The following is a 20,179-nucleotide window of genomic DNA, read 5'->3' as shown; positions in this document are numbered from 1 at the left end:
AATCGGGAAGGTGTGCGGATTCCACTGGGAAGAGTGAATGCGCTCATACGCTCGTAGCCCCGGTGGGAACTCCTCGTTACAGGTGGTGCGGTCCGCGGCTGGGACCGCACTTGCCTACTAGGAGGAACAATGCTCAAGAAGGTTGTCGCCGCTGCGGCTGCTACCGGTGGTCTGGTTCTCGCGGGCGCGGGTCTGGCCGTCGCCGACGCGGGTGCCCAGGGTGCGGCCATCGGCTCCCCCGGTGTCCTGTCCGGCAACGTCGTCCAGGTTCCGGTCCACATCCCCGTGAACGTCTGCGGCAACACGATCTCCGTGATCGGCCTGCTGAACCCGGCCTTCGGCAACACCTGCGTCAACGCCTGACGCGTCTGAAGACCCGGCCCCGGAGCGCTCACCAGCGCTCCGGGGCCGCCGGGCTTTCAGGCCCGTTCCATCGACTTTTCGGCGTACCAGGCGGGGGAGCCTGGACGGCCCGGCCGCCGCGCGGCGGCCGTCGACGTACCAACAGGGGACGAGTACAGATGCGACGACCGATCAAGGTCACCAGGAAGACGCTGATCACCATGGCGGCCGCGGGGGGTGTGCTCGCGCTGGCCGGTGGCCAGGCGCAGGCGGCCTCCGGAGCGTCCGGCCAGGCCACGAACTCGCCGGGCGTGCTGTCCGGGAACAACCTGCAGGCCCCGGTGGACGTGCCGGCGAACCTCTGCGGCAACACCGTCGACGTGATCGCCCTGCTGAACCCGGCCTTCGGGAACGGCTGTGCCAACGAGTCGGGCAAGCACCGCCCGCCGGGCAAGCCGGACCACCCGGGCGGCGGCGGCCACGAGGAGCCGTGCGACGACCACCCGGGCAACCCGGGCGGCGGGAACCCCGGTGGGGGCACACCGGGCGGCGGGACCCCGGGCGGTGGCACGCCGGGTGGTGAGAACCCCGGTGGGGGCACGCCCGGCGGTGGCACTCCGGGCGGTGGCAACCCCGGTGGGGGCACGCCCGGAGGCGGGACCCCGGGCGGCGGCAACCCGGGTGGCGAGAACCCCGGCGGCGGGACCCCGGGTGGTGGGAACCCCGGCGGCGGCACCCCGGGTGGTGGGAACCCCGGCGGCGGCACCCCGGGTGGTGGGAACCCCGGCGGCGGGACCCCGGGTGGTGGGAACCCCGGCGGCGGGACCCCGGGCGGCGGCACCCCCGGAGGTGGCAACCCCGGCAGTGGGAATCCCGGCAGTGGGAATCCCGGTGGTCCGGGCGGGCAGACGCCCGGCGGCCCCGGAGGCCAGGTGTCCGGCCAGGCCCCCGGTCAGGGAACGGGCGGCCTCGCGGCCACGGGCGCCGGTGACGCGCTCACGGCCGGAGTGCCGCTCGCGGGCGGACTGCTGCTCGCCGGAGCCGTGCTCTACCGGCGCGCCCGCAACGCCGCCTGACGGACGTACCCGACGCGGGTCCCGCTCCCGGGGCCCGCGTCACCAGGTCGCGCGGACCTGGCGGATGATCCGGCGGCGCAACCGCACCCTGCGGCTGCCGTCCCGGTGGAGCGTCAGGCGGTCCAGTTCCCAGTGCCCGTACTCGGCGTGGTCGGTCAGTAGTCGGGTCGCCTCCTGGCGGGGGGTCCCGCGAGGCACGTACACGTCGACGAATTCGTATTCCGGCATCGCATCTATTGTGCGGGCAGAGCCCCGCTACGGATAGCGTCTGCACTATGTCTGATGCCGCTCTGCCCACTGTTGCCGAGGTCCGCGCCGCCGCCGAGGCGGTCAAGGCCGCTCTCGACCGCCACCTCGCCGCGGTCGAGAGCAGGATCGGGGACGAGGACCCGGCCGTCTACGCCGCTTTCAACGAACTCGCCGCCGCCGCCGAGGAATACGACGAACTGCTCTACGACCGCTACGACGAGGTCACCCCGTTCGAGATCCCCACACCGGAGGACGGAGTTCCGTACACCGGGCCGGCGGAACCCGCTGCCTTCAGCGTGTTCATCCGCCGCGACTACGCCGTCGTCGAACCGGCCCGGCTGATCGCCCAGGCCGAGCGTGTCGCCGCGCACGACCGCGAATCCGAGTTCGTCGACGACGGCGGCACGGCGGGTGCGCTCGGCGTGCTCTTCGGGGAGTACGAGCCCGACGAGATCGCCTCCCGTTACAAGGAGTTCGGACTGGAGGAGGGTGACTCGACCCTCTGGATCGCGGCGCTCGAAGAGGTCGCGGAACCGGGTGACTGGCTCGACGCGCCCTTCGGGCAGACCGACCCGCAGGACGTGCTGCACCGCTTCGACGTCAGCTCGGTGTTCGACGAGGACCCCGAGGACCCCGAGGGTCCCGAGGACCCGGAGGAGTTCGAGGAGGCGGCCGAGCACGGGCTCACCCCGGCCTGATCCCGCCCCGACGCGTGCGCCGCCCCCGCCCGATCCGGGCGGGGGCGTTCCGTCTCCGGTCCCGCTTCCCGTTACTGCGGCGCGGCCTCCTGAGCGGCCGTCAAGGCCCGCAACAGGCCCGTGAGTCGGGTGGTACGGGGCTTCGGCAGGACCTGGGCCACCGCGTTCGGGAGCGCCTGGTCCACCCCGTGGACGACGGACAGGTGCCGCTCCGCCCGCCCGAACGCCGTGTACACCCAGTCCCGGGACAGGGCCTGCGCGGCGTCGCCCGGAAGGACGACCACCACGGCCGGCCAGCGCCTACCGACGGCCTGGTGCGCCGTCACGGCCCAGCCGTGCCGCACCTGGGACTCGACCCGTTCCTTCGGTACGACGAACGGCGCCCCCGCGAGGTCCAGGTGCAGCCCCTCCGCGTCGGCCGACACCACCCGGCCCGGCAGCGCCCGCCCGGGGGAGGGCACGTGGACGACCCGGTCACCGGGGTCGAACCCGCCGAACCGGCCGGGGCCGGGGTTGAGCCGTTCCTTGAGGGCCGCGTTCAGCGCGCGGGTGCCCGCCGAGCCGCCGTGGCCCGGGGTGATGACCTGCACGGCCTCGGCCGGGATCCCGAAGGCGCGCGGCACCGACTCGGCGACCAGCTGCACCGTGCGGTGCACCGCCTCACCGGCGTCCTGCACCGGGACGATGACGACCTCCTTGCCGGGGGCGTGGACCTGGTTCAGCTCCCCGATGCCGATGCCCGAGACCAGCTCGCCGACCGGGCCGGGGTCCGGCGTCCGGGACACGACCTGCGGCCAGGACCGGGCCGCCAGTACGTCGGCGAACACCCGCCCGGGACCGGCCGACCCGAGCACGCCGGGGTCCCCGGACAGCACCAGGCGGGCGCCGTCCGGGACGGACTCCACCAGGGCGGCGGCCGTCTCCACGTCCAGCTGGGGGGCGTCCAGCACCACGAGGAGGTCCAGCTCGAACCGGCCGTCGGTGTCCCGTCCGGGCCCCTGCGTCCCGGCCAGCAGTCCGGCCGGGGTGACCCGGTCCGGGCCGGGGGCGTGCGCGGCCAGCACGGCCCGCAGACCCAGCTTCCGGGCCGCTTCCAGCAGCGCCAGCGGCTCGGTACGGGCGGCCTCGCCGCCGGTGTGGGCGACCACCCCGTGGCCGGCGACGGCCCGGATCAGCTCGGCGCCGGGGCCGCCGGCGGCCCGCGACCAGTCGGCGGGGGCGGTGACGCCGGCGGCCAGGCGGGCCAGCCCGTCGGCGAGGCTCTCCTCGGCCAGGGCGTACTCCTCCAGCCCCACGAGGACCCGTACGGGCCGCTCCGCTTCCCCGGCCGCCTCGTCGGCGTCCGCGGCGGGGCTCGGCGTGGGGCCGTCCAGCGGCTCCTCGAACACGAGCACCGCGCCCTCGCCGACGGCGTGTTCGAGGGCTACGGCCGGCTCCGGCACCCCGTACTGCGCCAGGGCCTTCTCCAGCACCGGGGTCTCCAGGGCGGTGTGCCCCTTCTCGGCGGCGCGGTCCAACAGCCAGCCCACCAGGGCGGCGCCGCGGCGCTCGTCGGCGGGGCCGGCCTCGGCGCCCAGCAGCGCCTGCGCGAAGCCGTCCGCCTGGGTCGGGCGCACACCCGGGACGGCCAGCAGCCGCCACGGGTCCTCGACGAGCCGTGCCGCGGCGCCCTCGCCGAGGATTCGGGCGGCCGGCCCGGCCAGCGCCTCGGGGGCGCCACCGCGCGCCAGCACGGCCCGTACGCCCTCGATCTCGGCGGCGGCGGGCTCCGCGGCGGCCGGCACGGGCCGGGGCTGCGACGGGGGAGCGGGGGCGGCCTTGCGGGGTGCGGCCGGCGCCTCGTCGAAGTACACCGGGTCCGGGGCGGCCCCGCTCTCCACGGCCCGTACGGCGGCCAGCAGGTCGGCGGCCTTCCCGCTGAGCTTGGCGCCCGCCTCGACGGGAGCCTCCCGCTCGGCCTTGCGCCGCGCGATGCGCTCCCGCTCGACCTTCTGCGCCGCCAGCTCGGCCTGCGCCTCGGTGAGCGCGGGCGCCGCCCCCTCCACGCCCGCGGCGGCGGTCCCGCCCTCGGCGGCGTCCTCGCCGGCAGTGCCCTCGTCCGGTTCACCGTCTCCGGCGGTCGCGGGAGACGCCTGGACGTCGCCGTCCCGGTCGGGAGTCCCGTCGTCCGGCTCGTCCTCCCCGGCGCCCGCGGTCGCTGCTGCCCCCCGGGCATCGGCGTCCCCGTCGGGAGTCCCGTCGTCCGGTTCGCCCCGCCCGGCGCCCGCGGTCGCTGCGTCGGCCTCGACGTCGGCGTCCCCGCCCGGCTCGCCGGCTGCGGAGGATCCGGCCCCGGCCTCCGGCGCGTCCCCGTCCCGCGCGCCCTCCGACGGCTCCGGGCCGAGGTCGGCTTCGGGCTCCGGGTGGGCCTGCGGCGTCGCGGGGTCCTCGGGCGCGGCCCCGCCGGCCCCGGCCCCTTCCTCCGCGGCAGCGGGCGCGGCGGCGGCGGTGGTCTCGGGGTCCGTACTCACAACGTGCTCCAGTCCTGATCGGGGTAGCGGTGCACCGGGACGGAAACGTCGTCCAGCGCACGGCAGATCTCCTCGGGAAGACTAAGGGCCTCCACCGACAGCGCCGCCCCGAGCTGCGCCGAGGTCCGCGCGCCGACGATCGGGGCGACCACCCCCGGCCGGTCCCGTACCCACGACAGCGCCACGTGCAGCGGCGTCACCCCCAACCCCTGGGCGGCGGTGACCACCGCGTCGACGATCCGGCCCGCCGGCTCGTCCAGGTACGGGTCCACGAAGCCGGCCAAGGACTCCGAGGCGCCCCGGGAGTCGGCCGGCGTGCCGTCGCGGTACTTGCCCGTCAGCACGCCGCGACCCAGCGGCGACGAGGGCAGCAGGCCCATGCCCAGGTCCAGCGCGGCGGGCAGCACCTCCCGCTCCACGCCCCGCTGGAGGAGCGAGTACTCCATCTGCGTCGAGGCGAGCCGGGTCCGCACCCCCGGCACGGCCAGTTGCCAGGTCGCGGCCTTCGAGAGCTGCCAGCCGCTGAAGTTGGACACCCCGGCGTAGCGGGCCCGGCCGCTGCTGACGGCGAGGTCCAGCGTCTGCAGGGTTTCCTCCAACGGGGTGAGCGGGTCGAAGGCGTGGACCTGCCACAGGTCCACGTAATCGGTGCCCAGGCGATCCAGGGAGTCGTCGAGGGCGGCCAGCAGGTGCCCGCGCGAAGCGTTGAACCGCCGGTCGGGATCCGGCACGCTGCCGGCCTTCGTCGCGATGACCAGGTCGCGGCGCGGCACCAGCCCGGCCACCAACTGCCCCAGCAGGTACTCGGCCTCGCCGCCGCCGTACACGTCGGCCGTGTCGACGAGCGTGCCGCCCGCCTCCCAGAACGTCTTCAACTGCTCGGCGGCGGCTTCCTCGCCGGTGTCACGGCCCCAGGTCAGGGTGCCGAGGCCGATCCGGGAGACGCGCAGTCCGGTGCGGCCGAGATGCCTCTGCTCCATGAGCGCTGAGACTACTGGGGCGCTGACGCGGAAGACCTTGGCGCGCTACAGTCCCCCGCAGACCCACGTTACTGATCGGTAAATCGGCTTCACCGTTAGGGGACGACACATGCGGCTCGGCATCAATCTCGGCTACTGGGGTGCGGGCATGGACGCCGACAACCTCTCCGTCGCCCAGGAGGCCGACCGGCTCGGCTACGACGTCTGCTGGGCCGCGGAGGCCTACGGTTCCGACGCGGCCACCGTGCTGGCCTGGGTCGCGGCCCAGACGGAGCGGATCGACGTCGGCTCGGCCATCTTCCAGATCCCGGCCCGCCAGCCCGCGATGACGGCGATGACCGCCGCCACCCTGGACTCGCTCACCAAGGGCCGCTTCCGGCTCGGCCTCGGCGTCTCGGGACCGCAGGTCTCCGAGGGCTGGTACGGCGTCAAGTTCGACAAGCCGTTGGCCCGGACGCGCGAGTACGTGGAGATCGTCCGCAAGGCGATGACCCGCGAGCGGCTGTCCTACGACGGCGCCCACTGGACCCTCCCGCTGCCCGACGGCCCGGGCAAGCCCCTCAAGCTCACCGTCCACCCGGAGCGCGAGCACATCCCGCTCTACATCGCCGCCATCGGACCCAAGAACCTGGAGCAGACCGGCGAGATCGCCGACGGCGCCCTGCTGATCTTCCCGGCGGCCGAGCACCTGGAGGAGACGGCCCTGCGCCACATCCGGGCGGGCCGCGAGAAGGCCGGCCTGACCATGGACGGCTTCGACGTCTGCCCGACGGTGCCGCTGGCCCTCGGCGAGGACGTGAACGCCCTCGCCGACATGTTCCGCCCCTACACCGCCCTGTACGTCGGCGGCATGGGCAGCCCGAAGCAGAACTTCTACAACCAGCTCGCCCAGCGCATGGGCTACGAGAAGGAGGCCGCCGAGATCCAGACCAAGTACCTCGGCGGCGACAAGACCGGCGCGGCAGCGGCCGTCCCCCACTCCCTGATCGACTCGACCACCCTGCTGGGCTCCGTCGAGCGGATCGCCGACGGCATGCGCGCCTACGCCGACGCCGGGGTCACCACCCTCACCCTGGCCCCGGCCGGCTTCACCCTGGACGAGCGGATCGCCGCCCTGCGGGCCGGTACCGAGGCCCTGGAGCTCGCCGGCCTCGCCTGACGCGGGGCCCTCGGGCCCCTGACACGACGACGGAGCCGCGCGGGGTGCGCGCGGCTCCGTGATCAGGTCTGCGGCCGTGGTGGGGGCTCGGGGGGTCTTCCCCGCCACGGCCGACACAGCCAACAACGCCCCGCGCGGCCCCCGGGTTACGCCCTCGCGCCGGGTCGCCGATTTCGTTCATTCGGCCGAGTCGGGCGGCCTCCTCGGTTGCCCGCCCGATCGATCCGCATTTGACTCGTTCCATGCTCTCTGCCCGCAGCCTGTTCCAGGAGATCGTCGAGCACGACGAGTCCTTCCAGCTGTTCTGCTCCATCGCCGCCAGCGGGGAGTCCCAGGGCGGCTGGGAGAACGCCCGGATCGCCGCCCTCGTCCCCGCTTCGATGCGCGACCTGACCCCCAAGATCACCCGGCACGGCGCCGACGAGGACAAGCACGGCAGGATCTTCCACGCCCTGCTGCGCAAACGCGACCTGGCGCCCGTACCCGTGCCCCCCGAGACCGACTACACGATGCTGCTGGAGCGCCGCGGCATCGGCCTCGCCCACGAGAAGCTGCGCGGCGACCGGCCGCTGACCGAGGACGACATCGTCGTCTACCTCGCGCACAGCCGGGTCACCGAGCAGCGCGCGGCCGACCAGATGGTCATGCTCGTCCGGCACTTCGGCGACCACCCCGAGCTCGGCAGGGCCGTCCGCATGATCAGCGCCGACGAGGACAACCACCTCGCCTACTGCCACGAGGAACTGCTGCGCCTCGCCCGCCGGGGGCACGGCCGCGCCATCCACCGGATCCTGCGCGAGAGCGCCCTCGCCGAGATCGCCGTCCACCGGGACGTCAGCCTCGCCGTCATGGACCACATGGGCCGACTGCTGCGCTGGCCCGCGACCAAGTCCGCCGCCCTCGCCGCCGGCATCCGCGCCGCGTACGCGTACGAGCGCTTCAGCGGCTGGCACCGGGCGGTCCGCCTGACCCCGCCCGAGCGGGTCGACGCCCTCGGCGGCGCCCCGGTGCCCGCCGCGGGACTCGCCTGACCGGGCCGCCGCGGCCCGCCCGGTGGTTCGTCCGACCCGCCCTCACAGCCAGCCGCGGCGCTTGAACATCCGGTGCAGACCCAGGCACACGGCGACCATGAGGGCCACCACACCCGGGTAGCCCCAACCCTGCCGCAGCTCCGGCATGTCCTCGAAGTTCATCCCGTAGATGCCCGCGACCATCGTCGGGACCGCGGCCATCGCCGCCCAGGCGGAGATCTTGCGCATGTCGTCGTTCTGCCGGACGCCCATCTGCGCCAGGTGCGCGGCCAGCGCGTCCGACAGCAGCCGGTCCAGGCCCTCGACGTACTCGTTCGCCTTCGTCAGGTGGTCGGCCACGTCCCGGAAGAAGGGTTGCGCGTGCTCGTGGACGAACGGCACGTGCCCGGAGGCGAGCCGGTCCATCGGCTGGAGCAGCGGGCTCGTCGCCCGGCGGAACTCCAGCACCTGCCGCTTGAAGCCGTAGATCCGGGACGCCGTGTTCTTCGAGTCCTGGGCGTTCGGGGCGAACACCTCCGCCTCCAGTTCCTCCAGGTCGCCCTGGAGTTCGGCGGCCACCTCGATGTAGTGGTCCACCACCGCGTCGGACACCGCGTACAGCACCGCCGTCGGGCCGTGCCGCAGCACCCGCGGATCCTGCTCCAACCGGTGGCGCACCGCGGCCAGCGCCGCGCCCTCGCCGTGCCGGACCGTGACCACGAAGGAGTCCCCGATGAACACCATCAGCTCACCCGTCGTGACGGTGTCCGCCTCGTCGTCGTAGAGCACCGGCTTCAGGACGACGAACAGCGAATCGTCGTACACCTCCAGCTTCGGCCGCTGGTGCGCCGTCAGCGCGTCCTCCACCGCCAGCGCGTGCAGCCCGAACTCCCGGCTCACGTGCTCGAACTCCGCCTCCGTGGGTTCGTGCATGCCGATCCAGACGAAGGCGTCGCCGCGGGCCCGTGCCTCGGCCAGGGCGTCCGAGAAATCACGGGGCGCCGCGGAACGGCGGCCGTCACGGTACATCGCGCAGTCGACAATCACGCGGCGCATTCTCCCCCGCCGCCGCCCGGCCCGCACCAGGGCGACACCCCTACCCTGTTCCCATGGCCACGTTGATCCTCGTACGGCACGGGCGTTCCACCGCCAACACCGCGGGCTTGCTCGCCGGATGGACTCCGGGAGTCGCCCTCGACGAACACGGAGCCGGGCAGGCCGACGCGCTGCCCGGCCGGCTCGCCGGGGTACCGCTGGCCGCCGCCGTCACCAGCCCCCTCCAGCGCTGCCGGGAAACCCTGGCCCCGCTGCTCGCCGCCCGCCCCGAGCTGCCCCTGCACACCGACGAACGCATCGGCGAGTGCCACTACGGCGACTGGTCGGGCCGCAAACTCTCCGAACTCGCCGCGGAACCCCTCATGAAGATCGTCCAGCAGCACCCCTCGGCCGCCGCCTTTCCCGGCGGCGAGTCCATGCGCGCCATGCAGGCCCGAGCCGTGGACGCCGTACGGGAATGGAACACCCGCGTCGAGGACGAGCACGGCAGCGACGCCGTGTTCCTGATGTGCTCGCACGGCGACATCATCAAGTCCCTCGTCGCCGACGCGCTCGGCATGCACCTCGACCTCTTCCAACGGATCCACGTCGACCCCTGCTCGGTCACCGCCGTCCGCTACACCCCCACCCGCCCCTTCCTGCTGCGCCTGGGCGACACCGGCGACCTCGCCCCGCTGGTCCCGCGGCCGGCCCCGGCCGCCGAGGGCGAGTCCGAAGGCGCCGGGAACGCCGTGGTGGGGGGCGGCGCGGGCGCGGCGTGATCGAACGGAGCAGTAGGGTGGCAGGGCCGATACGCGTGCGCGGACCCGCCCACGCCTGAGACTTGGAGACTGGACGTGCCCCGTCAGGTGTTCCTTTACGACCCGCCGGACCGCTTCGTGGCCGGCACGGTCGGTCTGCCTGGGCGCCGTACGTTCTTCCTGCAGGCCTCCGTGGGTACCCGCGTCACCAGCGTCTCCCTGGAGAAGACCCAGGTGGCGGCGCTGGCCGAGCGGATGGACGAGCTGCTGGACGAGGTCGTGCGGCGCACCGGCGGCAACGCCCCCGTACCCGCCGTCGCCTCCACCGAGGCCGCCGACACGGCGCCCCTCGACGTACCCGTCGAGGAGGAGTTCCGGGTCGGCACCATGGCCCTCGCCTGGGACGGCGAGGAACAGCGGATGATCGTCGAGGCCCAGGCGCTCGTCGAACTCGACGCCGATTCCGACGAGGACCTCGCCGAAGCCGAGGAACGCCTCCTCCAGGACGAGGAGAACGGCCCGCCGATGCTCCGGGTGCGCCTCTCCGGCGCACAGGCCCGCGCCTTCGCCAAGCGGGCCCTGGACGTGGTCAACGCGGGCCGGCCCCCGTGCCCCCTGTGCAGCCTCCCGCTCGACCCCGAGGGACACGTGTGCCCCCGCCAGAACGGCTACCGGCGCCAGGCGTGAGCGCCGTGACCCCGATCGAGGAGCTGCTCACCCGCGGTGAGCTCACCGTACGAGGACGCATCGCCGAGGCCTCCAACGCGGTCCTGCTGTGCACCGTCGCCCACGACGGCCGCAGCGCGGACTGCGTGTACAAGCCGGTCAAGGGCGAGCGCCCGCTGTGGGACTTCCCCGACGGGAACCTCGCCCGCCGCGAACGCGCCGCCTACCTCGTCTCCGAGGCCACCGGGTGGGGCCTGGTCCCCGCCACCGTCCTGCGCGACGGACCGTACGGCGAGGGCATGGTCCAGCACTGGATCGACTCCGGGGAGACGCCCGAGGCGGAACTCCTCGCGCTCGTCGAGGGCGAGGAGGCGGCGGAGGGCTGGAAGCCGGTCGCCCTCGCCGAGGTCGGCGAGGGCCGCACCGCCCTCCTCGTGCACGCCGACGACCCCCGGCTGCGCCGCCTCGCCGTACTCGACGCCGTGATCAACAACGGCGACCGGAAGGGCGGCCACCTGCTGCCCGCCCCCGACGGCCGGCTCTACGGCATCGACCACGGCGTGACCTTCCACGCCGACGACAAGCTGCGCACCCTGCTCTGGGGCTGGGCGGGGGAGCCCCTCACCGACGAGGCCCGCACGGTGCTGCTCTCCCTGGAGTCCCAGCTGGCCGCGGGAGAGCCGCTCGCCACCCGGTTGGCCGAACTGATCACCGACGCCGAGCTGGACGCCGTACGGGCCCGCGTGGCCGCTCTGCTGCGCACGGGGACCCATCCGCAGCCCTCCGGGCAGTGGCCCGCCATCCCCTGGCCCCCGGTCTGACCGGGCGCGGCCCGGGACGCACAGAACCGGCCAGACGGCAAGAGCGCGGATCAGGCCAAGAGTGCTCCTCCGGTTCGTTTCCGGAACACTCGTCCGGTTAGTCTCAAGGCATGCATGCCTGGCCCGCTTCTGAGGTCCCCGCCCTGCCCGGCAAGGGCCGCGACCTCCAGATCCACGACACCGCGACCCGGGGGACGATCACCCTCGCCCCCGGTCCCGTCGCCCGTATCTACGTCTGCGGGATCACCCCGTACGACGCGACCCACATCGGTCACGCGGCGACCTACAACGCGTTCGACCTCGTTCAGCGCGTGTGGCTCGACAACAAGCGGCAGGTCCACTACGTCCAGAACGTCACGGACGTGGACGACCCGCTCCTCGAGCGGGCGCTGCGCGACGGACACGACTGGACCGAGCTCGCCGAGCGTGAGACCGCCCTCTTCCGCGAGGACATGACCGCCCTGCGGATGCTGCCTCCGCAGCACTACATCGGAGCGGTCGAGGCCATACCCGGCATCGTGCCGCTGGTCGAGCGCCTCCGCGACGCGGGCGCCGCCTACGAGCTCGAGGGCGACGTCTACTTCTCCGTGGAGTCCGACCCGCACTTCGGCGGGGTCTCCCACCTCGACGCCGAGGCGATGCGACTGCTCTCCGCGGAGCGCGGCGGCGACCCGGACCGCCCGGGCAAGAAGAACCCGCTCGACCCGATGCTGTGGATGGCCGCCCGCGAGGGCGACCCGAGCTGGGACGGCGGCTCGCTGGGCCGCGGCCGACCCGGCTGGCACATCGAGTGCGTCGCCATCGCCCTGGACCACCTGGGCATGGGCTTCGACATCCAGGGCGGCGGCTCCGACCTGGCGTTCCCGCACCACGAGATGGGTGCCTCGCACGCCCAGGCGCTGACGGGCGAGTTCCCGATGGCCAAGGCCTACGTCCACGCGGGCATGGTCGGCCTGAACGGCGAGAAGATGTCGAAGTCGAAGGGCAACCTGGTCTTCGTCTCGACGCTGCGCCGCTCCGGGGTCGACCCGGCGGCCATCCGCCTCGCCCTGCTGTCGCACCACTACCGGGCCGACTGGGAGTGGACGGACGCCGTCCTCGCCGAGGCCGTGGCCCGTCTGGAACGCTGGCGCGCGGCGGTCTCGCGCCCGGACGGCGTACCGGCGGACGCCCTGGTCGAGGAGGTCCGCGAGGCCCTCTCCCGCGACCTGGACGCCCCCGCAGCACTGGCCGCCGTGGACCGCTGGGTCGAACTCCAGCTGGCCACCGACGGAGACGACGAATCGGCCCCCGGCCTGGTCTCCCGCACGGTCGACGCCCTGCTCGGCGTCGCCCTCTAGCAGCAGCCCGCCCCCGGGCGGAACGAGAAACGCCGGACCGGCCGCGGAAGCGGCCGGTCCGGCGTTTCTCGTACGACTGCCGGGCGGGACGTGCGCCACACGCCTCAGGCGTCGGGGGAGGAGCCCGGTGCCTCGGGGGCCTCGGGCTTCTCCGGCGCCTCGGGCGTCCCCGCGGTCCCGGACGGCCCCGCCTCCTCCTCCACCCCGCTGTCGGAGCCGGCGGCGCCCCCTTCGGGCGCGGTCGCCGCCGGCGGTTCCGGCTCCGGCTTGCGCTTCGACGGCCGGCTCAGACCGCCGGCGGTGTCCCGCAGGTACGACCCGTCGCCCGGGTCCGCGGTGGCGGAAGGATCCCGCCGCCGCAGGTACCGTTCGAACTCCCGGGCGATCGCGTCCCCGGACGCCTCCGGCAGGTCCGCCGTGTCCCGCGCCTCCTCCAGCGTCTGGACGTACTCCGCCACCTCGCTGTCCTCGGCGGCCAACTGGTCCACGCCCAGCTGCCAGGCCCGCGCGTCCTCCGGCAGCTCGCCCAGCGGGATCCTGATGTCGATCAGGTCCTCCAGCCGGTTGAGCAGTGCCAACGTCGCCTTCGGGTTGGGCGGCTGGGACACGTAGTGCGGCACCGCCGCCCACAGCGACACCGCGGGAACGCCCGCGTGCGTGCAAGCCTCCTGCAGCACGCCCACGATCCCGGTCGGACCCTCGTACTTCGTCTCCTCCAGGTCCATCGTCCGCGCCAGGTCGGCGTCCGAGGTCACCCCGCTGACGGGCACGGGCCGCGTGTGCGGGGTGTCCCCGAGCAGCGCGCCCAGGATGACCACCATCTCCACGCCCAGTTCGTGCGCGAAGCCGAGCAGCTCGTTGCAGAACGACCGCCACCGCATGGACGGTTCGATGCCCCGCACCAGCACCAGGTCACGCGGCTTCGCACCGCCGATCCGGACCACGGACAGCCGCGTCGTCGGCCAGGTGATCTTCCTGACCCCGTTGTCCAGCCACACCGTCGGCCGGTTGACCTGGAAGTCGTAGTAGTCCTCGGCGTCCAGAGCCGCGAAGACCTCGCCCTTCCACTCCCGGTCCAGGTGCGCCACCGCACCGGAGGCGGCGTCACCCGCGTCGTTCCAGCCCTCGAACGCGGCCACCATGACCGGGTCGATCAGCTCGGGCACGCCCTCAAGCTCGATCACCCAGGTCTCCTTCCGAAGTTCCCTTGCGTACGTGGGCCAGCCTAAGCCTTGAGGTGGCACCGACCACAGCCCACGACGGAGGGGCGGTTCCCCTCGGAACCGCCCCTCTTCCCCACCTGCGCGGGAGCTATGCCTTGTGACCCAGCATCTCCTCGACGCGGGCGCGCACGGAGGCGTCGTCCAGACCGCGGACCGTCACCGTCGTGCGGCGGCGCAGCACGTCGTCGACCGTCTCGGCCCACTCGTTGTCACGGGCGTAGGCGACCTGCGCCCAGATCTCCGGGCCGTCCGGGTGGATGCGCTCGGCCAGCGCCGGGTCCTCGTTCGCCATGCGCGCGATGTCGAAGGCCAGCGAGCCGTAGTGCGAGGCCAGGTGGCGGGCCGTCAGCGGGTCCATCCGGGTACCGGGCTCACGGTCCACCAGCAGCCGGTGCGCGACCGCGTTCGGGTTTGCGACACCGGGCAGCGGGATCCGGCGCACGAGCGACTTCGCCGGCTCCATGTCTTCGGTCAGCGGGCTGCCCGGGAGCTTGGCCAGCTTGTCCATGACCACACGGCCGATGTGACGGTACGTCGTCCACTTGCCGCCGGCCACCGACAGCATGCCGCCCGCGCCCTCGGAGACGACCGTCTCGCGCTTGGCCTTCTCCACGCCACCGGGGCCGCCGGGCAGCACCCGCAGGCCCGCGAAGGCGTACGTCATCAGCGAACGGTCGAGGTCCGCGTCGTTCACGGAGAACGCCGCCTCGTCGAGTATCTGCTGGATGTCGGACTCGGTGGCGCGCACGTCCGCCGGGTCGCCCTCGTAGACCTCGTCGGTCGTACCGAGGAGCAGCTGGTCCTCCCACGGCAGGGCGAACGTGATGCGGTACTTGTCGATCGGGGTGGCCATGGCGGCCTTCCACGGCGACTTGCGCTTCATGACGATGTGCGCGCCCTTGGACAGCCGGATCGACGGCATGGAGTGCTTGTCCTCCATGCGCCGCAGGTGGTCCACCCACGGGCCGGTGGCGTTGAGCACGACCCGCGCGTCGACACCGAACTCGGTGCCGTCCAGGCGGTCCTTGAGTTCGGCTCCGGAGACCCGGCCGCGCGTCATGCGCAGCCCGGTGACCTCGGCGTGGTTGAGGACGACCGCACCCGACTCGACGGCCGCGCGGACCGTCATGACGGCGACGCGGGAGTCGTTCATCTGGTGGTCGTAGTAGACCGCGACGGCCTTCAGGTTGTCCGTCTTCAGGCCCGGGTTGTCGGCGACGGCGCGGGCCGGCGAGATGACCTTGCCGATCCCGTCACCGAAGGCCGAGAGCGCCGAGTACGCGAACACGCCCGCGCCCAGCTTCGCCGCACCGACCGGACCGCCCTTGTACACGGGCAGGTAGAAGGTCAGCGGGTTGACCAGGTGCGGGGCCACGTCCTTGGCCAGCACCCGGCGCTCGTGGTGGTTCTCCGCGACGAGCTTGACCGCGCCGGTCTGCAGGTAGCGCAAACCTCCGTGGACGAGCTTGGAGGAGGCGGAGGAGGTGGCGCCGGCGAAGTCGCCGGCGTCCACCATGGCGACCCGCAGACCCGACTGCGCGGCGTGCCAGGCCACCGAGGTGCCCAGGATTCCACCGCCGATGACCAGCAGGTCGTACGTGGCCTTGGCCAACTGCTCACGGGTCTCGGCGCGGCTCGCGTGGGAACCGGCTGTCGGGTGCGTACCCAGGGTGGGGACGCTCTGCGGGCTGCTCATGTCTCTTTAGCTCCTCGTCGATTCGTCAGCCGGTGCGGTCAGCTGGCGTCTTCGTCGTCGACCCAGCCCATGGACCGCTCCACGGCCTTGAGCCAGCTCTTGTACTCGCGGTCCCGCTGCTCGGCGGGCATCCGCGGGGTCCACTCCGCCGCGCGGCGCCAGTTGGCGCGCAGGGCGTCGGTGTCGGGCCAGAAGCCGACGGCCAGGCCGGCGGCGTAGGCGGCGCCGAGGCAGGTGGTCTCGGCGACCATCGGGCGCACCACGGGGGCGTCCAGGAAGTCCGAGAGCGTCTGCATCAGCAGGTTGTTGGAGGTCATGCCACCGTCGACCTTGAGGGCCGCCAGCTCGACGCCGGAGTCCTTGGTCATGGCGTCGGTGATCTCGCGGGTCTGCCAGGCGGTGGCCTCCAGGACGGCACGGGCGATGTGCGCCTTGGTGACGTACCGGGTCAGGCCGGTGATCACACCGCGGGCGTCGGAGCGCCAGTACGGGGCGAACAGGCCGGAGAAGGCCGGCACGAAGTAGGCGCCGCCGTTGTCCTCGACCGAGGAGGCCAGGGTCTCGATCTCGGCGGCCGACTTGATCAGGCCCATCTGGTCGCGCATCCACTGGACGAGCGAGCCGGTGACGGCGATGGAGCCTTCCAGGGCGTAGACCGGCTGCTGGTCGCCGATCTGGTAGCCGACCGTGGTCAGCAGGCCGCTGTAGGAGTTGATGATCTTGTCGCCGGTGTTCATCAGCATGAACGTGCCGGTGCCGTACGTGGACTTCGCCTCGCCCTCGGCGAAACAGGTCTGCCCGAAGAGGGCGGCCTGCTGGTCACCGAGCGCCGAGGCGACCGGGACACCGGCGAGGACGCCGTCCTTGACGTGGCCGTAGACCTCGGCGGAGGACTTGATCTCGGGGAGGACGTTGAGCGGGACGCCCATGGACTCCGCGATCTTGTCGTCCCAGGCCAGCGTGTGCAGGTTCATCAGCATGGTGCGCGAGGCGTTGGTGACGTCGGTGACGTGCACGCCGCCCCGGGCGCCGCCCGTGAGGTTCCAGATGACCCACGAGTCCATGGTGCCGAAGAGGATGTCGCCCGCCTCGGCGCGCTCGCGCAGGCCCTCGACGTTGTCGAGCAGCCAGCGGACCTTGGGGCCGGCGAAGTAGCTGGCCAGCGGGAGGCCCGTCTCGCGGCGGAAGCGGTCCTGGCCGACGTTGCGGCCGAGCTCCTTGCACAGGGCGTCGGTGCGGGTGTCCTGCCAGACCAGCGCGTTGTGCACCGGCTCGCCGGTGTTCTTGTCCCACAGCAGGGTGGTCTCGCGCTGGTTGGTGATGCCGACGGCCTTGACGTCGGCGGCGGTGATCTCCGCCTTGGCGATGGCTCCGGCGACGACCTCCTGGACGTTGGTCCAGATCTCCGCGGCGTCGTGCTCGACCCAGCCCGGCTTCGGGAAGATCTGCTCGTGCTCCTTCTGGTCGACGGCGACGATGCGCCCGTCGCGGTCGAAGACGATGCAGCGGGAGGAAGTGGTGCCCTGGTCGATCGCGGCGATGAAGGGGCCGGTGCTGCTGGTCATGATGGCTGCTCCTGGCAGGTCTGGTGAGTTGGCGGAATCAGGAGTGCGGTGCGGATCTTACGAGCGCTGCAGGTGCTGATCAGGCGAACGCGAGGTTGTACAGACCACCGGCGAGTACGGCACCGACGAGCGGGCCGACGACCGGGATCCAGGAGTACCCCCAGTCCGAACCGCCCTTGTTGGGCAGCGGGAGCAGGGCGTGCACGATGCGCGGACCGAGGTCGCGGACCGGGTTGATGGCGTAGCCGGTCGGACCGCCCAGCGAGAGGCCGATGCCGACGACCATGAACGAGGTGATCAGGACGCCTATGACACCGAGTCCCTTGCCGTCGTCCTGGAGGCCCTGGGTCAGGATGGCCAGCACCAGGACGGCGGTGCCGATGATCTCGGTCGCGAGGTTCTGGACGACATTACGGATCTCGGGGCCCGTGGAGAAGACGCCGAGCACCGGGCCGGCCTGGTCGTGCGGGTGCGGGTCCTCGGGGCCGAGCTTGGCGTCGCGGATGTGCTCCGGGTCGGACAGGTGCGCGCGGAACTGGCCGTAGTACGTGATCCACATCAGGACGGCACCGAGCATGGCGCCGAGGAGCTGGCCCGCGAGGTACACGGGGACGTCGCCCCACTCGCCGGTCTTGACGGCTATGCCGAACGTGACCGCCGGGTTCAGGTGGGCCCCGGAGAGCGGAGCGGAGACGTAGGCGCCGATCAGTACGGCGAATCCCCAGCCGAAGGTGATCGCGAGCCAGCCCGCGTTGCGGGCCTTGGAGCTCTTGAGGGTGACGGCGGCGCAGACGCCACCACCGAGCAGAGTGAGCAGGGCGGTACCGATGGTCTCGCCGATGAAGATGTCGGAGCTGGACACCCGCGACTCCTTTGTCTTACGTCCAGGGGTGGGCGGACACCGGGTCCCTCCGGTGGTCCACACACTCGGTGAGTGCTGCACCGGTCCTTGGCCTCGCCATAGCCTAACGCGTATTGCCGGTAGGTGTTCGACAATGCCGACCGATGAACGGCAGTTTTCCGCCTGAATGAAGAACGCGTCAAGGGTTGGCCAGGTCAAAGAACCGGATCGTTACCACGCGGTACGATCGCCCAAATCAGGCCATCGGGCGATCGGGAAACGAAAAAACCCACCCAAAGAGCGCCAGAAGCGCCCCTCGGGTGGGCCGAACGAATCAAGTCAAGCTCAGAACCGGCCCGCCCCGAGATCGCGCGAAACCGACCGTGCGCAGTCCCGGACCGACGCCACCAGCGACGCCCGGGGCTCCCCGCCCTCCCCGCAGACCCGCTCCACGGCCCCGGCGACCGCCACCGCGCCCACCGGCATCCGGCGCCGGTCGAGGATCGGCGCCGCCACCGAGGCGATGCCCTCCCAGGTCTCCTCCACGTCCGCGGCCCAGCCGCGCGCCCGGGTCAGGTCCAGGACCTCCTCGAAACCCGCCGCGTCCGTGACCGTGCGGGGCGTGAACGACTCCCGCTCCACTTCCACCACCTGGGTGTGCGCGACCGGATCCCAGGCCGACAGGACCTTGCCCAGGGCCGTGGAATGCAGCGGCTGCATCGCCCCCACCTCCAGCACCTGACGGCTGTCGTCCGGCCGGAACACGTGGTGCATGATCAGCACCCCGCTCTTGTGGAGCACACCCACGTACACGCTCTCGCCGCTCGCCCGGGCCAGGTCGTCCGTCCACACCAGCGCGCGGGCGCGCAGCTCGTGCACGTCCAGATAGCTGTTGCCCAGGCGCAGCAGCTCCGCGCCCAGCTGGTAGCGCCCCGACGCCGGGTCCTGCTCGACGAAACCCTCGGCCTGCAGGGTGCGCAGGATCCCGTGCGCCGTGCCCTTGGCCAGACCCAAGGACGACGCCACATCCGACAGTCCCAGCCGGCGCTCCCCGCCCGCCAGGAGCCGCAGCATCGCAGCGGCTCGTTCGAGCGACTGGATGTTCCGTGCCATCGCGCAGCCTCCTGCTGACGTAGTTCGACAATGCTGAACACTATCGGTCGATGCCGACCTCGTGCATGGTTGGGCGATTCCTGCGGACAGTGCACACCGTCACACCACCCGCGTAGTCCCGCGCACAGAATGCAGTCCGCCACGTGGGACGCCCCCACCGGGTCCACTGCCACACGGTTACCCTGACCGCGTGCACCCTTGACACGAGGGGGTGCAAAGCCGACAGCCGTCGCATCCCAGGGAGCTCAACCATGGCCTCGTTGCCGAACCCGCCCGCAGACACCCAGACCCGGGCGAACGCCCTCCGAGAGGCGCTCGCCACCCGCGTGGTCGTCGCCGACGGAGCCATGGGAACGATGCTCCAGGAGCAGGACCCGACGATGGAGGACTTCCAGCAGCTCGAAGGCTGCAACGAGGTCCTGAACGTCACCCGCCCGGACATCGTCCGCTCGGTCCACGAGGCCTACTTCTCCGTCGGCGTCGACTGCGTCGAGACGAACACCTTCGGCGCGAACTTCGCCGCCCTGGCCGAGTACGACATCCCCGAACGCAACTTCGAACTGTCGGAGTCCGGCGCCCGCATCGCCCGCGAGGTCGCCGACGAGTACACCGCCTCCACCGGACAGCAGCGCTGGGTCCTCGGCTCCATGGGCCCCGGCACCAAGCTGCCCACCCTGGGCCACATCACCTACGCCCAGATCCGCGACGCCTACCAGATCAACGCCGAGGGCCTGATCACCGGCGGCGCCGACGCCCTCCTCGTCGAGACCACCCAGGACCTGCTCCAGACGAAGTCCTCCATCATCGGCGCCCGCCGCGCCATGGAGGCGCTCGGCATCTCCGTCCCGCTGATCTGCTCCGTCACCGTCGAGACCACGGGCACCATGCTGCTGGGCTCGGAGATCGGCGCGGCGCTGACGGCGTTGGAGCCGTTGGGCATCGACATGATCGGCCTGAACTGCGCGACGGGTCCCGCCGAGATGAGCGAGCACCTGCGCTACCTGGCGCGCAACGCGCGCATCCCGCTGTCCTGCATGCCGAACGCCGGCCTGCCCGTCCTGACCAAGCAGGGCGCGCACTATCCGCTGTCGGCC

At 72.5% G+C, this 20,179-nt stretch carries 19 protein-coding genes; 10 read left to right on the top strand and 9 right to left on the bottom strand.

The window, feature by feature from the left end:
- Nucleotides 1–129: 129 nt before the first annotated feature.
- On the top strand, nucleotides 130–363 hold the full coding sequence (gene chpH / locus ACFY0I_RS34805; protein ID WP_362877285.1) for a chaplin ChpH: 234 nt from the start codon (nucleotides 130–132) through the stop codon (nucleotides 361–363).
- Between the two features lie 158 nt (nucleotides 364–521).
- A complete protein-coding gene (locus tag ACFY0I_RS34800) occupies nucleotides 522–1,418 on the top strand; it encodes a chaplin (protein WP_388903357.1) in 897 nt (298 codons plus the stop codon).
- Between the two features lie 39 nt (nucleotides 1,419–1,457).
- On the opposite strand, the gene ACFY0I_RS34795 is transcribed toward ACFY0I_RS34800, so the two are convergent.
- Nucleotides 1,458–1,646, bottom strand: a complete 189-nt coding sequence (locus tag ACFY0I_RS34795) for a DUF5703 family protein (RefSeq protein ID WP_281205875.1) — start codon at nucleotides 1,644–1,646, stop codon at nucleotides 1,458–1,460.
- A 47-nt stretch (nucleotides 1,647–1,693) separates the two neighbouring features.
- On the opposite strand from ACFY0I_RS34795, the gene ACFY0I_RS34790 reads away from it, so the two are divergent.
- Nucleotides 1,694–2,365, top strand: coding sequence for a hypothetical protein (locus ACFY0I_RS34790; RefSeq protein ID WP_388903355.1), 672 nt, complete (start codon nucleotides 1,694–1,696; stop codon nucleotides 2,363–2,365).
- Between the two features lie 71 nt (nucleotides 2,366–2,436).
- Here ACFY0I_RS34790 and ACFY0I_RS34785 read toward each other — a convergent pair whose 3' ends face one another.
- Nucleotides 2,437–4,875 (bottom strand): ATP-binding domain-containing protein, encoded by a 2,439-nt coding sequence (locus ACFY0I_RS34785; protein ID WP_388903353.1) that lies wholly within the window; start codon nucleotides 4,873–4,875, stop codon nucleotides 2,437–2,439.
- Nucleotides 4,872–5,855, bottom strand: a complete 984-nt coding sequence (locus ACFY0I_RS34780) for an aldo/keto reductase (protein ID WP_388903351.1) — start codon at nucleotides 5,853–5,855, stop codon at nucleotides 4,872–4,874. The genes ACFY0I_RS34785 and ACFY0I_RS34780 overlap by 4 nt, the downstream gene beginning before the upstream one ends.
- Before the next feature lie 109 nt (nucleotides 5,856–5,964).
- Between ACFY0I_RS34780 and ACFY0I_RS34775 the strand changes: the two genes are divergently transcribed.
- Both ACFY0I_RS34775 and ACFY0I_RS34770 read left to right on the top strand, forming a co-directional pair.
- Entirely contained in the window at nucleotides 5,965–7,014 is a 1,050-nt protein-coding gene (locus ACFY0I_RS34775; protein ID WP_388903349.1) for an LLM class F420-dependent oxidoreductase, read from the top strand.
- Nucleotides 7,015–7,256: 242 nt separating this feature from the next.
- The gene (locus ACFY0I_RS34770) at nucleotides 7,257–8,045 is read left to right on the top strand and encodes a ferritin-like domain-containing protein (protein ID WP_388903347.1); all 789 of its coding nucleotides are present in this window, start codon (nucleotides 7,257–7,259) and stop codon (nucleotides 8,043–8,045) included.
- A 42-nt stretch (nucleotides 8,046–8,087) separates the two neighbouring features.
- Here the strand turns inward: ACFY0I_RS34770 and corA are convergent, their stop codons facing one another.
- Nucleotides 8,088–9,080: a magnesium/cobalt transporter CorA gene (corA, locus tag ACFY0I_RS34765; RefSeq protein ID WP_388903345.1), complete on the bottom strand. Its 993-nt coding sequence runs from the start codon at nucleotides 9,078–9,080 to the stop codon at nucleotides 8,088–8,090.
- Nucleotides 9,081–9,133: 53 nt separating this feature from the next.
- Between corA and ACFY0I_RS34760 the strand changes: the two genes are divergently transcribed.
- The 4 genes from ACFY0I_RS34760 to mshC all read left to right on the top strand — a co-directional run bounded on the left by ACFY0I_RS34760 (nucleotide 9,134) and on the right by mshC (nucleotide 12,647).
- On the top strand, nucleotides 9,134–9,841 hold the full coding sequence (locus ACFY0I_RS34760) for a histidine phosphatase family protein (protein ID WP_388903343.1): 708 nt from the start codon (nucleotides 9,134–9,136) through the stop codon (nucleotides 9,839–9,841).
- Between the two features lie 75 nt (nucleotides 9,842–9,916).
- The gene (locus ACFY0I_RS34755; RefSeq protein WP_281205883.1) at nucleotides 9,917–10,507 is read left to right on the top strand and encodes a DUF3090 domain-containing protein; all 591 of its coding nucleotides are present in this window, start codon (nucleotides 9,917–9,919) and stop codon (nucleotides 10,505–10,507) included.
- Nucleotides 10,471–11,307, top strand: a complete 837-nt coding sequence (locus ACFY0I_RS34750) for an SCO1664 family protein (protein WP_388903339.1) — start codon at nucleotides 10,471–10,473, stop codon at nucleotides 11,305–11,307. Before ACFY0I_RS34755 ends, ACFY0I_RS34750 begins: the two co-directional genes overlap by 37 nt.
- Nucleotides 11,308–11,417: 110 nt before the next feature.
- Complete coding sequence (gene mshC / locus ACFY0I_RS34745; protein ID WP_388903338.1) at nucleotides 11,418–12,647, top strand: cysteine--1-D-myo-inosityl 2-amino-2-deoxy-alpha-D-glucopyranoside ligase; 1,230 nt, start codon at nucleotides 11,418–11,420, stop codon at nucleotides 12,645–12,647.
- 104 nt (nucleotides 12,648–12,751) lie between these two features.
- Here the strand turns inward: mshC and ACFY0I_RS34740 are convergent, their stop codons facing one another.
- From ACFY0I_RS34740 to ACFY0I_RS34720, 5 genes are all read right to left on the bottom strand, one after another.
- Nucleotides 12,752–13,831: a PAC2 family protein gene (locus tag ACFY0I_RS34740; protein WP_388903336.1), complete on the bottom strand. Its 1,080-nt coding sequence runs from the start codon at nucleotides 13,829–13,831 to the stop codon at nucleotides 12,752–12,754.
- 127 nt (nucleotides 13,832–13,958) lie between these two features.
- Nucleotides 13,959–15,566: an FAD-dependent oxidoreductase gene (locus ACFY0I_RS34735; RefSeq protein ID WP_388903334.1), complete on the bottom strand. Its 1,608-nt coding sequence runs from the start codon at nucleotides 15,564–15,566 to the stop codon at nucleotides 13,959–13,961.
- A gap of 38 nt (nucleotides 15,567–15,604) precedes the next feature.
- Complete coding sequence (gene glpK / locus ACFY0I_RS34730; protein WP_388903332.1) at nucleotides 15,605–17,131, bottom strand: glycerol kinase GlpK; 1,527 nt, start codon at nucleotides 17,129–17,131, stop codon at nucleotides 15,605–15,607.
- A 79-nt stretch (nucleotides 17,132–17,210) separates the two neighbouring features.
- Entirely contained in the window at nucleotides 17,211–17,993 is a 783-nt protein-coding gene (locus ACFY0I_RS34725) for an MIP/aquaporin family protein (protein ID WP_388903330.1), read from the bottom strand.
- A 324-nt stretch (nucleotides 17,994–18,317) separates the two neighbouring features.
- The gene (locus ACFY0I_RS34720) at nucleotides 18,318–19,085 is read right to left on the bottom strand and encodes an IclR family transcriptional regulator (RefSeq protein WP_388903328.1); all 768 of its coding nucleotides are present in this window, start codon (nucleotides 19,083–19,085) and stop codon (nucleotides 18,318–18,320) included.
- Nucleotides 19,086–19,336: 251 nt separating this feature from the next.
- On the opposite strand from ACFY0I_RS34720, the gene ACFY0I_RS34715 reads away from it, so the two are divergent.
- The coding region (locus ACFY0I_RS34715) for a homocysteine S-methyltransferase family protein (RefSeq protein WP_388903326.1) at nucleotides 19,337–20,179 on the top strand (843 nt) is incomplete at its 3' end.

Origin of the sequence: Streptomyces sp. NPDC001568, from assembly GCF_042893755.1 — a bacterium.
Classification (GTDB): domain Bacteria; phylum Actinomycetota; class Actinomycetes; order Streptomycetales; family Streptomycetaceae; genus Streptomyces.
The sequence above is the reverse complement of the archived record's forward strand: the minus strand, read 5'-3'. Positions and strand labels throughout refer to the sequence as shown.